Source organism: Aeromonas sp. XH (assembly GCF_033348475.1).
Lineage (GTDB): Bacteria > Pseudomonadota > Gammaproteobacteria > Enterobacterales > Aeromonadaceae > Aeromonas > Aeromonas sanarellii.
The window spans coordinates 1898641-1912770 of sequence record NZ_CP137630.1 but is presented as its reverse complement, the minus strand read 5'-3'; the positions used below and the strand labels follow the sequence as shown (position 1 = coordinate 1912770).

Sequence of the window (14130 nt, the reverse complement as noted above, 5' to 3'; positions counted from 1 at the left end):
CCCTTCCAAGCCGGCCCTGCGCCGGCTTTTTTCATGTGAGGCGCCCCTCGCCCCCCCTGTTCGCCCCGGCGGCCCCAGGGGTCCGTTGCACGATGGCAAAACCCCCTGCAACCGGTCTGGATCACAGTTCTTGCTAAAACTTTCGGGGGATCTGTGCCATAATGCGCGCCATTTGACAGATCAACCGGGACATTCCAGTGCTTTCGAGTAACAACATCACCATGCAGTTCGGCGCCAAGCCGCTGTTTGAGAACATCAGCGTCAAGTTTGGCGGCGGCAACCGCTACGGCCTTATCGGTGCCAACGGCTGTGGCAAGTCCACTTTCATGAAGATCCTCGGCGGCGATCTGGAGCCCACTGGCGGTAATGTGAGCCTGGACGTCAACGAACGTATCGGTAAGCTGCGTCAGGATCAGTTCGCCTACGAAGAGATGCGCGTACTGGACGTGGTCATGATGGGTCACACCGAGCTGTGGGCCGCCATCGCCGAGCGCGATGCCATCTACGCCAACCTGGAAGCGACCGACGACGACTACATGAAGGCCGCCGAGCTGGAAGGCCTGGTCGCCGAGTATGACGGCTATACCGCAGAATCCCGCGCAGGCGAGCTGCTGCTGGGTGCCGGCATCCCCATCGAGCAGCACAACGGCCCCATGAGCGAAGTGGCGCCGGGCTGGAAACTGCGGGTGCTGCTGGCACAGGCGCTCTTCTCCAACCCCGACATCCTGTTGCTGGACGAACCGACCAACAACCTGGACATCAACACCATCCGCTGGCTGGAACAGGTGCTCAACGATCGCGAGAGCACCATGATCATCATCTCTCACGACCGTCACTTCCTGAACTCCGTCTGCACCCACATGGCGGATCTGGACTACGGCGAACTGCGGGTCTACCCGGGCAACTACGACGAGTACATGACGGCCGCCACCCAGGCCCGTGAGCGCCTGCTGGCCGACAACGCCAAGAAGAAGGCCCAGATCGCCGATCTGCAATCCTTCGTGTCGCGTTTCAGCGCCAACGCCTCCAAGTCCAGCCAGGCCACCTCCCGTCTCAAGCAGATCGACAAGATCAAGATTGAGGAAGTGAAGGTCTCCAGCCGGCAGAACCCCTTCATCCGCTTCGAGCAGGAGAAGAAGCTCTACCGCAACATCCTGGAGATCGAAGGGGTATCGAAAGGCTATGGCGAAGCCCCTCTGTTCAAGGGCCTCAACATGATGCTGGAAGTGGGCGAGAAGGTCGCCATTCTGGGGACCAACGGGATCGGTAAATCCACCCTGATCAAAACCCTGGTGGGTGCGCTGGCACCGGATACCGGCACCATCAAGTGGTCCGAAAACGCCCAGATCGGTTACTACGCCCAGGATCACGCTGAGGACTTCGACACCGACCTCAACGTGTTCGACTGGATGGCCCAGTGGAAACAGGAGAACGAAGACGAGCAGGCGGTACGCTCCGTACTGGGCCGTCTGCTGTTCTCCCAGGACGACATCAAGAAGCCGGTCAAGGTGCTCTCCGGTGGTGAGCAGGGCCGCATGCTGTTCGGCAAGCTGATGATGCAGCGCCCCAACATCCTGATCATGGATGAGCCGACCAACCACCTGGACATGGAATCCATCGAATCCTTGAACCTGGCGCTGGAGATGTACAAGGGCACCCTGATCTTCGTCTCCCACGACCGTGAGTTCGTCTCCTCCCTGGCGACCCGTATTCTGGAGCTGACTGAAGACGGTATCCGCGACTTCGGCGGCACCTACGAGGAGTACCTGCGCAGCCAGGGCGTGGTGTAACCCCTCGCAATGCAAAGAGAGAAACCGGCGCCAGGTGCGCCGGTTTTTTTATGGGCGCCTCACGCTTCCGGGATTGTCCAGAGGAGGTGGCCCGCTGGCTTGCCCAGCTTTAATTGACGATAGCGGCGGCCCGCGTCCCCTCCCCCGGGGCTGCAACCCGCTTCTCTTGCTCCCCCCTCTCCCGCAAGGAGGCAGTAGAAAAGCACAGAACACAAGTTGGCCGCGCAACCGGCCTCCCCTCTCGCGCATAAAAAAACGGCCCCGTATCGGGGCCGTTTTCAAGCGGGAGCGGCGTCGGCTTACTCGACGGCCGCTTCCACGTCGGTGAAGTACTCGATCTTGGCCGCCTTGCGCAGTTCGTCGATGAGGGACTTGTAGTCCGCCTGGGCCTTGCCCTGGCCGAGCTGGCCTTGCAGCAGGCTCACCATCTGGGACGGCTCCTTGATCAGGTTGACCCTGTCCAGGGCCACCACCACGCGATCGCCATTGGCCTCGGTCACCAGCTCCACGCTCGGCTTGCCATCCTTCGGATGGGGCATGCGGAAGGCCTGGGCCACCAGGTTCTGATCCATCTCCTGGGCGAAGCGGGCGACACCCTTGTGGGTCTCCACCTTCAGTCCCAGCGCAGCCAGGTCGGCCTCGATGGATTCGCCGGCACGCAGCTTGTCCAGCAAGCCTTGCGCCTTGCCGCGGGCCACTTCGCTCGCCTTGTCGTGCTTGATGGCCGCGATCACCTGCTCTTTCACCTCCGCCAGAGGCTTGGCCGCCTTCGGCTGGTGACCCATGATGTGCAGCACCAGCGCCTTGCCGTCACCGAGCTCGATCACATCTGAGTTGGTGTTGTCATCGCGCAGCTGCTCGGAGAAGGCCACGGAGAGCACCTTGGGATCGCTGAGCGGTGCCGGCGCATCGGCCTGGCTGAAATAGTCGGAGGAGACGACTTTCAGACCCATGGTCTCGGCGGTGAGATCCAGGGAGTCCGGATTCTCGAAGCTGCTGTCGGCCATCTTCTGCTGCTCGGCGAAGAACTGCTCCTTGGCCTTGTCAGACTGCAGACGGGCGATGGTGTCGCTCTTCACATCGGCAAAGGGCTTGGTCTTGGCAGGCTCGACCGCCAGCAGCTTGATGATGTGGAAACCGAACGGGCTCTTCACCACGGCAGAGAGATCCCCGGCCTTGGCCAGCGCGAAGGCGGCCTGCTCGAAGGCGGGATCCATCACCCCTTTCTCGAACCAGTCCAGCTCGCCGCCTTTCTTGGCGGAGAAGGTATCGGAAGACTCGGCCTTGGCCAGCGCGGCGAAGTCGTCGCCCGCCTTGGCCTTGGCCAGCACGGCCTCGGCCTTCTGTTCGGCGGCCTTCTCATCCTTGCCAAACGGGATCAGGATATGAGCCACCTGGCGACGCTCGGCACGCTGGAACAGATCCTGATGCTGATCGTAGTAATCCTGGGCGTCCTGCTCGGTGACCTTGATGTTCTTGCCAAGATTGGCGGCATCCAGCAGCAGATAGTCGACCTTGACCTTCTCGTCGTTCATGAAGCGGCCGCTGTTGGCCTTGTAGAACTGCTCAATCTCGGCATCGCTGACCTCGACCCCGTCCACATAGGCGGAGGCGGCCAGGCGCACCAGGCGCAGATCCCGGGTCTGGTTGTAGAGCCGGTCGAGCTGCTCGGCCTCGCCCTTGAGGGCGAACTCTGAGCCCAGCACGGCCCCCATCAGTTGCTGGCGTACCATGTCCTGGCGCAGGGAGTCGCGGAACATCTCGGGGGTCATGCCGGCGCGGCGGATGAGCTGCAGGTAGCGGTCGTTGCTGAACTTGCCCTCTTCGGCAAACTCCGGCATGGCGACAATGGCCTGCTTGATCTGCTCGTCACTGACGCGCAGGCCCAGGGAGCGGGCCTTGTCATCGATCAGCGCCTGATCGATCAACCGGTCCAGCACGCCGCGACGGAACTGTTTCATGTAGTCGGGGTTGGCGGCCAGCTGGTTGAAGGCCTCACCCATTTGGGCTTCCATACGGGCCCGCTCGTTGCGGTAGGCATTCTCCAGTGCGGGGGCACTGATGTCATTGCCGTTGACGGTGGCGGGGGCGGTACGTGCCGGGCCGTTGAGGTAGCTGCCTACACCGGCCAAGGCAAAGGAGAGGATGATCAGGCCCAAGATAACCTTGGCTACCTTGCCCTGCGCCCCTTCGCGTAGTTTATCCAACATCATGTTTGTACTTATGCTCCCGAACTCGATGGGCGTAAATAATGAAAAGGCGCACCGATTGCGATGCGCCTTGGTCAATCAGTATGAGGGAGAGCCCTCTCACTTGTCTGGTCAACGACCAAGGACGGTGCCGATGTGATATCAGCGACCGGCTTAGTTGACCGCGTCTTTCAGGGCCTTGCCGGCTTTGAAGGCAGGAACTTTACCAGCGGCGATTTCGATGGTCGCACCAGTTTGCGGGTTACGGCCAGAACGGGCGGCACGCTCGCGCACGGCGAAAGTACCGAAGCCAACCAGTGCAACCTGGTCACCCTCTTTCAGAGCTTCGCCCACGGCATCGATGAAGGCATCCAGCGCACGGCCAGCGGCAGCTTTGGAGATATCAGCACCGTCTGCAATCTTGTCAATCAGTTGAGATTTATTCACTCTTATATTCCCCTTTTATCGAACATCGCTGCGGCGCTGATTTCCCTGGCCACAACAAGTGGAGGTTTTATAACAAGCCTCCTGATCAGTTGCAAGTGACAATCTGGCGCAAACCCGCGCCACATCACGCCTTGCGACTCATCATGAGTACCCGATCGGTGGTCAAGGCTACTTCCGTTGTCCGGCGCATGCAAGCCTTAACCACCCCCCGAATGCGCCAAATTTGCGGCGCATCAACATTTACACGACAGAAACGCGTTCGAAACCCTGCGGATTGTCCTGCAGCGCCAGTGCAAGCACCTCGTCAATCCAGCGAACCGGATAGATTTCAAGATCTTGTTTGACGTTGGCCGGGATCTCTTCCAGGTCACGCTCGTTCTCTTTCGGGATGAGCACCCGCTTGATGCCACCGCGGTGGGCCGCCAGCAGCTTCTCCTTGAGACCGCCGATGGGCAGCACTTCACCGCGCAGGGTGATCTCGCCGGTCATGGCCACGTCGGCACGCACCGGGTTGCCGGTGAGGCTGGAGACCAGGGCGGTACACATGGCGATGCCGGCGCTCGGACCGTCTTTCGGGGTCGCCCCCTCCGGCACGTGCACATGGATGTCGCGCTTCTCGTAGAAGTCCGCGTTGATGCGCAGCTTCTCGGCACGGGCCCGCACCACCGTCATGGCCGCCTGGATGGACTCCTGCATCACGTCACCGAGGGAGCCGGTGTAGGTGAGCTTGCCCTTGCCCGGCATGTTGGTGGTCTCGATGGTGAGCAGATCGCCCCCCACCTCGGTCCACGCCAGGCCGCACACCTGACCGATCTGGTTCTGGTCGGTGGCCTTGCCGTAGTCGAAGCGCTGTACCCCCAGGAACTCCTTGAGGTTGGCCTGATTGACCTGAACATGCTTGATGCTCTTGTCCAGCAGGATGCGTTTGACTGCCTTGCGACAGATCTTGGAGATCTCGCGCTCCAGGCTGCGCACCCCGGCCTCGCGGGTGTAGTAGCGGATAACCCCGATCAGCGCCGAATCCTCGATGGTGATCTCGGAGGCCTTCAGGCCGTTGCGCTGGATCTGCTTGGCCACCAGGTGCTGCTTGGCGATGTTCAGCTTCTCGTCCTCGGTGTAACCGGACAGACGGATCACCTCCATCCGGTCCAGCAGCGGACCCGGGATGTTCATGGAGTTGGAGGTGGCCACGAACATCACGTCCGACAGGTCGTAATCCACTTCCAGGTAGTGATCGTTGAAGCTGCTGTTCTGCTCGGGATCCAGTACCTCCAGCAGGGCGGAGGCGGGATCGCCACGCATGTCCGAGCTCATCTTGTCGATCTCGTCGAGCAGGAACAGCGGGTTCTTCACGCCGACTTTCGCCATCTTCTGGATGAGCTTGCCGGGCATGGAGCCGATGTAGGTGCGACGGTGACCGCGGATCTCCGCCTCGTCACGCACGCCACCGAGCGCCATGCGCACGTATTTGCGGCCGGTGGCCTTGGCGATGGACTGACCGAGGGAGGTCTTGCCCACCCCGGGAGGGCCGACCAGGCAGAGGATGGGGCCCTTGAGCTTGTTGACCCGCGCCTGCACCGCCAGGTACTCGAGGATGCGATCCTTGACCTTGTCTAGGCCATAGTGATCCGCGTCCAGCACCTCCTGGGCCTTGCCCAGGTCCTTCTTGACCTTGGAGCGCGCCTTCCAGGGCACCTGCACCATCCAGTCCACATAGCTGCGCACCACGGTCGCCTCGGCAGACATGGGGGACATCATCTTCAGCTTGGCGAGCTCGGCCTGTGCCTTCTCGCGCGCATCCTCCGGCATCCCCGCCTCGTCAATCTTGCGATTGAGGGCTTCGAATTCGTCCGGGCTGTCTTCCAGCTCACCCAGCTCTTTCTGGATGGCCTTCATCTGCTCGTTGAGGTAGTACTCCCGCTGGCTCTTCTCCATCTGCTTCTTGACCCGGGAGCGGATGCGCTTCTCGACCTGCAACAGGTCGATCTCCGACTCCATCATGGCCATCAGAAACTCGATGCGCTCGGACACGGAGGCGATTTCCAGCACCTTCTGCTTGTCTTCGAGCTTGAGCGGCATGTGGGCGGCCATGGTGTCGGCCAGGCGAGCGGCATCGTCGATCGCCGAAATCGAGGTGAGCACCTCGGGCGGGATCTTCTTGTTGAGCTTGATGTAACCTTCGAACTGGCCGATGGCTGAGCGCACCAGCACGTCCTGATCCTTCTCCTCGATGGGGGAGGATGCGATGTACTGCGCCTCGCCGACGAAGAAGTCGCGATCGTCGATCATCCGCTCGAGGCGGGCACGCTGGCTCCCTTCCACCAGCACCTTGACGGTGCCGTCCGGCAGCTTGAGCATCTGCAAAATATTGGCCACTGTCCCGACGGAGAAGATCTCCTCCACCGTTGGCTCGTCAGTAGACGCATCCTTCTGGGCCACCAGCAGGACTTTCTTGTCCTGCTCCATGGCCGCTTCCAGACAGCGAATGGATTTTTCCCGCCCCACAAAGAGTGGAATGACCATGTGGGGGTAAACCACCACGTCACGAAGAGGCAGGACGGGAATCTCGATGCGTTCTGAACGCTCTAGGTTCATATATGTCCTCTCGGCTTGTTATACCGTTGGCAAAGCGCTTGGCTGAGTATATGGGGGCGCAAAGATGAGATTCAATCGCCTTGGCCGTAAAAAGCATGAAAGGGGCAAAAAGCCCCTTTATGTGATTAAAAATCAGACAGTTACTCTGAGGCTGCGGCCTGAGTCTCGGGATTGTCGTAGATCATCAGGGGCGCTGAGTCTCCCTTGATCACCGTCTCGTCGATCACCACCTTGCTGACCCCTTTCAGGGACGGCAGATCATACATGGTGTCGAGCAGCACGGCTTCGACGATGGATCTCAGACCGCGGGCACCGGTCTTGCGCTCCATGGCCTTGCGGGCGATGGCGTTCAGGGCGTCGTCACGGAACTCCAGCTCCACCTCTTCCAGAGCAAACAGCGCGGCATACTGCTTGGTCAGCGCGTTCTTCGGCTCTTTCAGGATCTGGATGAGAGCGGCTTCGTCCAGCTCGGTCAGGGTCGCGACCACCGGCAGACGACCGATGAACTCGGGGATGAGACCGTACTTGATGAGATCTTCCGGCTCCACCTTGGCAAAGTTCTCGCTCAGGGTTGCCTTGGCATTCTTGGACTTCACCTCGGCGCCAAAACCGATGCCGGTCCCCTTGACGGAGCGCTGCTCGATCACCTTGTCCAGCCCCGCAAAGGCGCCGCCACAGATGAAGAGGATCTTGGAGGTGTCGACCTGCAGGAACTCCTGCTGCGGGTGCTTGCGACCACCTTGGGGCGGCACTGAGGCAATGGTGCCCTCGATCAGCTTCAGCAGTGCCTGCTGCACCCCTTCCCCGGAGACGTCGCGGGTGATGGAGGGGTTGTCCGACTTGCGGGAGATCTTGTCGATCTCGTCGATGTAGACGATGCCGCGCTGGGCCTTCTCCACGTCGTAGTCGCACTTTTGCAGCAACTTCTGGATGATGTTCTCCACGTCCTCGCCCACGTAACCGGCTTCGGTCAAGGTGGTGGCATCGGCCATGGTGAAGGGCACATCCAGCAGGCGTGCCAGCGTCTCGGCCAGCAGGGTCTTGCCGCTGCCGGTGGGGCCGATCAGCAGGATGTTGGACTTGCCCAGCTCCACGCCACCGGACTCGCTGCCGCTGCGCAGACGCTTGTAGTGGTTGTAGACGGCGACCGCCAGCACCTTCTTGGCGTACTCCTGCCCGATCACGTAGTCGTCCAGATGGGCGCGGATTTCATGAGGGGTCGGCAGATCGCTACCATCGCGCTTGGGAGAAATCTCGCGGATCTCCTCGCGGATGATGTCGTTGCACAGCTCGACACACTCATCACATACGTAGACGGAAGGGCCAGCGATCAGCTTGCGCACTTCATGCTGGCTTTTGCCGCAGAAAGAGCAATACAGCAGCTTGTCGCCCTCACCCTTGCGTTTCTCTGTCATTCAGCGACCTCGTTTTATCAATAGAGGATGGATCGTCCTGTTGAGTTTACAACAGGACGGGATACCCTGCTCAGCCGCGCTGGCTCAGGATGCCGTCAACCAGACCATAGGCCACGGCCTGCTCCGCCGACATGAAGTTGTCACGGTCGGTGTCGCGCTCGATGGTGGCCATGTCCTGGCCGGTATGGAACGCCAGACGATCGTTCAGGGTATTCTTGATTTTCAGGATCTCCTGGGCATGGATCTGGATGTCAGAAGCCTGACCCTGGAAGCCGCCCAGCGGCTGGTGGATCATCACACGGGCATTGGGCAGGCAGAAACGCTTGCCCTTGGCGCCACCGGCCAGCAGGAAGGCCCCCATGGAGCAGGCCTGCCCCATGCAGACGGTGCTGACATCCGGTTTGATGAACTGCATGGTGTCATAGATGGACATACCCGCAGTGACGGCGCCACCCGGCGAGTTGATGTAGATGCTGATGTCCTGATCCGGGTTCTCGGACTCCAGGAACAGCAGCTGAGCCACCACCAGGTTCGCCATGTGGTCCTCGACCTGTCCGGTCAGGAAGATCACCCGCTCCTTGAGCAGACGGGAATAGATGTCGTAGGAACGCTCACCCTTAGCCGTCTGCTCGACCACCATAGGGATGAGCGCATTGCGTGGGGATTCAGTCACATCGTTATAGTTCTTGTACATAAGGCATTGTCCCTAAAATAAAATGGCCCGAGTGGAGATCACACGAGCCATTATACTTAACAGTTTTGACCTTAAGTCAAATGTTCTTAGGCAGCGGCACCGGACTTGTTGATCACTTCGTCGAAGGCCACTTCTTTCTCGGTCACTTGCGCCTTGGACAGGATCAGATCGATAGCTTGATCTTCAATGGCCAGGTTGCGCACGCCGTTCAGCATCTGCTCGTTCTGCTGGTAGTACTCGATCACTTCCTTCGGATCTTCGTAAGCGGTGGCCATGGACTCGATGATGCTGGTCACACGGGCTTCGTCAGCCTTGATCTCGTTGGTGCGGATCACATCGCCCAGCAGCAGGCCAACGCGTACGCGACGTTCGGCCTGGGCCTGGAACAGCTCGGCCGGCAGCTCGGGAGCGTTGCCGCCCTGGAAGCCACCGAAGCGCTGCAGAGCCTGCTGACGCAGGGTGTCGATTTCCTGAGCAACGGCAGCCTTCGGCAGATCGATCTGGTTGGCTTCAACCAGGCCGTTCAGCACCTGCTCTTTCACGCTGTTTTTCAGGGCCTGGGCCAGTTCGCGTTCCATGTTCTTGCGCACTTCGGCTTTCAGCTCTTCAACGCTGCCGCTCTCGATGCCGAAACGCTTGACGAACTCTTCGGTCAGCTCGGGCAGGATTTGCTCTTCAACCTTGTGCAGCTTGGAGGCGAACTTGGCAGCCTTGCCCTTCAGGGCTTCGGCGTGGTAGTCGGCTGGGAAAGTCACGTCGATGGTGAACTCGTCGCCCGCTTTCTTGCCCAGAATGGCGTCTTCGAAGCCCGGGATCATGCGACCGGCGCCCAGTTCCAGCGTGAAGCCTTCGGCCTTGCCGCCGTCAAACTCTTCACCGTCGATGGAACCGACGAAGTCCAGGGTCACGCGCATGCCGTTGGCGGCAACTGCGTCAGTTTCGGACCAGGTGGCGTGCTGCTTGCGCAGGGTGTCGATCATGTTGGCCAGATCGGTATCCTTGACGGAGGCAACCGGCTTCTCGACCTTGATGCTCTCCAGACCGGCGATCTCGAACTCCGGGTACACTTCGAAGGTAGCGGTGAATTCGAAGTCCTGGCCTTCCTTGATCTCTTTCGGATCCATGGTCGGGGCGCCAGCCGGGCTCAGTTTGTTCTCGATGATGGCCTTGATGAAGTTGTTCTGCATCATTTCATCGGCAACACGGGCGTGAGCCATGGCACCGAACATCTTCTTGATGATGGCAACCGGAGCCTTGCCAGGACGGAAACCGTCGATGCGACGAGTCTTGGCCAGGCCATTCAATTCTTTACGCACGGCGGCATCAACGGTAGCGGCCGGTACAGTGATGGTAAGACGGCGTTCCAGACCCTGGGTTGTCTCTACAGAAACTTGCATTCTTTTACCTCGTTCAACTCAGCACTGTGTGCTGACCCTTTATTGCCCCCGGGCAAGCCCGGAGTCTTCCTGTTTATAAAGACAACGACTGTCTTTGTGATGAGAAAATATGACGCGACATTATAGCGGCGTGCAGTGGTCGCGTCGAGCCGCACGTCCCCCATCCGGGGCACAGACAGCACAATTTGCGCAAGACTTTCTCCTATATGGGGAGACCTTGCACCGAGTTCAAGCAATCGATCCGCAATAATTTGCACTGGCTCACTCTTTTTCACGGCGAACGGGCCATTTTGATCGCCATCCTGTCCCAATCGACCGCCAAAATGGCGTGTTGCGACCCAAATTGTCCACCTTCTCGCCTGTGCCATTGCGTCCCCCGGCAGGGCTCGCTATGGTGACAACCAATTCATGACCCTGGAGTCACCCACATGTCCTTTTTCCGCTTCTTGTTCAATCTGCTCTGGTTCCTGCTCGGAGGCGTCTTCATGGGGCTGGCCTGGTGGCTGGCCGGTCTGCTCTGCTTCGTGTCGCTCATCGGGATCCCCTGGGGGCGCGCCTGCTTCGTCATCGGCACCTTCACCTTCTTCCCGTTCGGCAAACAGGCGGTAAGCCGCAAGGCCATGACGGGCCAGAGCGACATCGGCACCGGCGCGCTCGGGATGATCGGCAACATCCTCTGGTTCGTGCTGATCGGTGTCTGGCTCGCCATCGGCCACATCGCCTCGGCGCTGGCCTGTTTCGTCACCATCGTCGGCATCCCGTTCGGCATCCAGCATCTCAAGCTGGCGCTCATCAGCCTGGCCCCCATCGGCCAGATGATAGTGACCAACCATGAGGCGGAGTCGGGCCGCTATATTCGCTGAGGGCGATGCCTGGAACCGAAAAAAAGGGCAGACTAGGGTCTGCCCTTTTCATTTCCCAGTTCGAGGCCCCCATGCTCCCCAGCCACTTCTTCGCCAACCTCTCCCGCATGCGGCTCATCTACCGCTGGCCCCTGATGCGCAACATCCAGCCCGAGAACATCGCCGAGCACAGCCTGCAGGTGGCCATGGTGGCTCATGCCCTCGGCGTCATCGGAAACCGGCTGTTCGGCGGCCATGTCGATGCCGATCGCGCCGCCGTCATGGCCCTCTACCACGACGGCAGCGAGGTGCTGACCGGGGATCTGCCCACCCCGGTCAAGTATTTCAACCCCGAGATTGCCCGGGAATACAAGAAGATAGAGCTCGCGGCCGAGCAGCGCCTGCTGGGGATGCTGCCACCCGAGCTGGTGGAGGATTTTCGCCCCCTGCTCGACTCGGCAGCCCAGGATGACGACCTCGCCCGGCTGGTGAAGGACGCCGACACCCTCTGCGCCTACACCAAGTGCCTGGAGGAGTTGAGCGTCGGCAACCGGGAGTTCGAGCCGGCGCGCAAGCGCCTCGAACAGATGCTGACCGAGCGGATGAACCCGCCCATGCGCTACTTTATCGATGTCTTTGTGCCGAGCTTCTCGCTTCCCCTGGACGAGCTGAACGCCCACTGACCTCCGCAAATGCGAAGGGCCCGTCGGCAATGCCGGCGGGCCCTTCTTTATTTCGACACCGTGGTGGTGTCCGGATCAGTGTCCCAGCTCCCGCGACGGCACCAGGCCGCTCGCCCGCCAGGCGGGGTAGAGGGTCGCCACCAGGCTCATCAGGATGGCCGCACCTGTCACTATGCCCACGTCCTGCATGTGCAGCTCGGTGGGCAGGAAGTCGATGAAGTAGATGTCCGGATTGAGGAAACGGTGGCCAATCACCCCTTCGATGGCGCCCAGGGTCTGGGTCAGCTTGCTGGAGAGCAGGCCGCCGAGCAGGGCGCCCAGGAGGGCACCCGCCACCCCGTTCACCATGCCCTGGATGACGAAGGTGAGCCGGATCTGGCCGGGGCTCGCCCCCATGGTCTTGAGGATGGCGATTTCGCTGCGCTTCTCGTTCACCGCCATCACCAGGGTGGAGACGATGTTGAAACAGGCCACCGCCACCACCATCAGCATCACCACGTACATCACGGTGCGCACCATCTGGATGTCCTGATAGAGATAGCCCTGGCGGCTCATCCAGCTGCTGATGTAGACGTAGTGCGGGAATTTCTGGGCCGCCGCCACCGTGATGGACTGCGCCTTGAGCACGTCGCTCACCTTGAGGCTGAAGCCCTCCACGGCGCTGCCCATGCCGGTGATGGCCTGGGCGTCGGCCAGATGCATGAAACCGAGCAGGCCGTCGAGCTGGCCGCCGATCTCGAGCAGGCCCACCACCTTGAGCACCTCCCGCTTCGGGTTCTTGATGCCGGTGGCATCGCCCCCCTGGGGTAGCAGCAGGGCGACCGAGTCCCCTATCTTGACCCCCAGCTTGTCGGCGATGGTCTTGCCGAGGATGAGGCCGTGCTCGCCCGCCTGCAGTTCGCGAAAGCCTCGCCCCGTCATGTACTTGCCCGCATCGGACAGATTGGCCTCGAGCTCGGGCAGCACGGCACGCACCTGCACCCCCTTGATGGCCGAGCCGTGCTCCAGCAGGCCGTCCAGACGAATGACGGGGGCAGCCGCCTCGATCCCCGGCTGGGCCAGCAGGTAATCTCTGAGCCTCGGCCAGTCCGGCAGCGGCGCCTCCATGCCGATGAGCTCGCCGTGGGGCACCACGGAGAGCACCCGGTTCTTGAGCTCCCGCTCGAAGCCGTTCATGGCGGAGAGCCCCAGGATCAGCGCCATCACCCCGAGGGCGATGCCGATGAGGGAGGAGGCCGAGATAAAGGCGATGAAACCGTTGCGACGGCGGGAGCGGCTGTAACGCAGGCCCAGGAAGAGGGGCAGCGGCTTGAACATCAGGCGACCTCCGCCATGATGCCGCTCACCAAGGTCACCCGCCGGTGCAGCTTGGCGGCCAGGCTCAAATCATGGGTGACCACCACGAACGCCGTGCCGAGCTCGCGGTTGAGCTCGCACAGAAGCTCGTAGACGGCGGTGGCGCTGGCGTGGTCCAGGTTGCCGGTGGGCTCGTCCGCCAGCACCAGGCTGGGCTCGTTGACCAGAGCCCGGGCGATGGCCACCCGCTGGCGCTCGCCGCCGGAGAGCTCGGAAGGACGGTGGTGGAGGCGATGGGAGAGCCCCACCCGTCCCAGCATCCTGCTCGCCTTCTCGGTGGCGACCGCCACCGATTCACCCGCGATCAGCAGCGGCATGGCGGCATTTTCCAGCGCACTGAACTCGGAGAGCAGGTGGTGGAACTGATAGACGAAGCCCAGCTCCTGATTGCGGAATCTGGCCTGGGTACGGCTGTCCCAGCCATGGATGTCCTGCCCCTTGAACAGCACGGCGCCGCTGGAGGGGTTGTCCAGCGCCCCCATCAGGTGCAGCAAGGTGGTCTTGCCCGAGCCCGAGCTCCCCACCACCGCCAGCATTTCGCCGGGGGCGACACAGAGATCGATCCCCTTGAGCACCTGGGTCTCCAGATTGCCCTCTTTGTAGACATGGTTGAGGGCCTGGCAGCGCAGCAGCGGCTCACGGGACTGGGGTTGATTCATACAGGGGACTCCACATATACCAGTCACGACGCCGGCACTCGCACCGGGGGTCGCAACAGAAGA

The 14130-nt window shown here is 61.2% G+C and carries 11 protein-coding genes; 3 read left to right on the top strand and 8 right to left on the bottom strand.

The window, feature by feature from the left end:
* Positions 1-197 precede the first annotated feature (197 nt).
* Positions 198-1790 carry an ABC-F family ATPase gene (locus R2B70_RS08900; RefSeq protein ID WP_042075573.1) on the top strand — a complete coding sequence of 531 codons (1593 nt, stop codon included), beginning with the start codon at positions 198-200 and terminating at the stop codon, positions 1788-1790.
* Positions 1791-2089: 299 nt separating this feature from the next.
* Here the strand turns inward: R2B70_RS08900 and ppiD are convergent, their stop codons facing one another.
* The 6 genes from ppiD to tig form a co-directional block, all read right to left on the bottom strand.
* Positions 2090-4003, bottom strand: a complete 1914-nt coding sequence (gene ppiD / locus R2B70_RS08895) for a peptidylprolyl isomerase (RefSeq protein ID WP_318163177.1) — start codon at positions 4001-4003, stop codon at positions 2090-2092.
* A 150-nt stretch (positions 4004-4153) separates the two neighbouring features.
* Positions 4154-4426: a nucleoid-associated protein HU-beta gene (gene hupB / locus R2B70_RS08890; protein WP_005315375.1), complete on the bottom strand. Its 273-nt coding sequence runs from the start codon at positions 4424-4426 to the stop codon at positions 4154-4156.
* A 240-nt stretch (positions 4427-4666) separates the two neighbouring features.
* Positions 4667-7021, bottom strand: coding sequence for an endopeptidase La (gene lon, locus R2B70_RS08885; RefSeq protein WP_209792075.1), 2355 nt, complete (start codon positions 7019-7021; stop codon positions 4667-4669).
* A gap of 140 nt (positions 7022-7161) precedes the next feature.
* Positions 7162-8436, bottom strand: a complete 1275-nt coding sequence (gene clpX, locus R2B70_RS08880) for an ATP-dependent protease ATP-binding subunit ClpX (RefSeq protein ID WP_042075566.1) — start codon at positions 8434-8436, stop codon at positions 7162-7164.
* 70 nt (positions 8437-8506) lie between these two features.
* Positions 8507-9130 (bottom strand): ATP-dependent Clp endopeptidase proteolytic subunit ClpP, encoded by a 624-nt coding sequence (gene clpP, locus R2B70_RS08875; protein WP_005324106.1) that lies wholly within the window; start codon positions 9128-9130, stop codon positions 8507-8509.
* An 86-nt stretch (positions 9131-9216) separates the two neighbouring features.
* On the bottom strand, positions 9217-10527 hold the full coding sequence (gene tig / locus R2B70_RS08870; RefSeq protein WP_042075565.1) for a trigger factor: 1311 nt from the start codon (positions 10525-10527) through the stop codon (positions 9217-9219).
* A gap of 428 nt (positions 10528-10955) precedes the next feature.
* On the opposite strand from tig, the gene R2B70_RS08865 reads away from it, so the two are divergent.
* The gene (locus R2B70_RS08865; RefSeq protein WP_318163176.1) at positions 10956-11390 is read left to right on the top strand and encodes a YccF domain-containing protein; all 435 of its coding nucleotides are present in this window, start codon (positions 10956-10958) and stop codon (positions 11388-11390) included.
* Between the two features lie 71 nt (positions 11391-11461).
* Positions 11462-12052 carry a 5'-deoxynucleotidase gene (yfbR, locus tag R2B70_RS08860; RefSeq protein WP_042075561.1) on the top strand — a complete coding sequence of 197 codons (591 nt, stop codon included), beginning with the start codon at positions 11462-11464 and terminating at the stop codon, positions 12050-12052.
* A 75-nt stretch (positions 12053-12127) separates the two neighbouring features.
* Here yfbR and lolE read toward each other — a convergent pair whose 3' ends face one another.
* Together lolE and lolD are read right to left on the bottom strand one after the other, a co-directional pair.
* Positions 12128-13369 (bottom strand): lipoprotein-releasing ABC transporter permease subunit LolE, encoded by a 1242-nt coding sequence (gene lolE / locus R2B70_RS08855; RefSeq protein WP_318163175.1) that lies wholly within the window; start codon positions 13367-13369, stop codon positions 12128-12130.
* Positions 13369-14067, bottom strand: coding sequence for a lipoprotein-releasing ABC transporter ATP-binding protein LolD (lolD, locus tag R2B70_RS08850; protein ID WP_209792069.1), 699 nt, complete (start codon positions 14065-14067; stop codon positions 13369-13371). Before lolD ends, lolE begins: the two co-directional genes overlap by 1 nt.
* Positions 14068-14130: the final 63 nt, after the last annotated feature.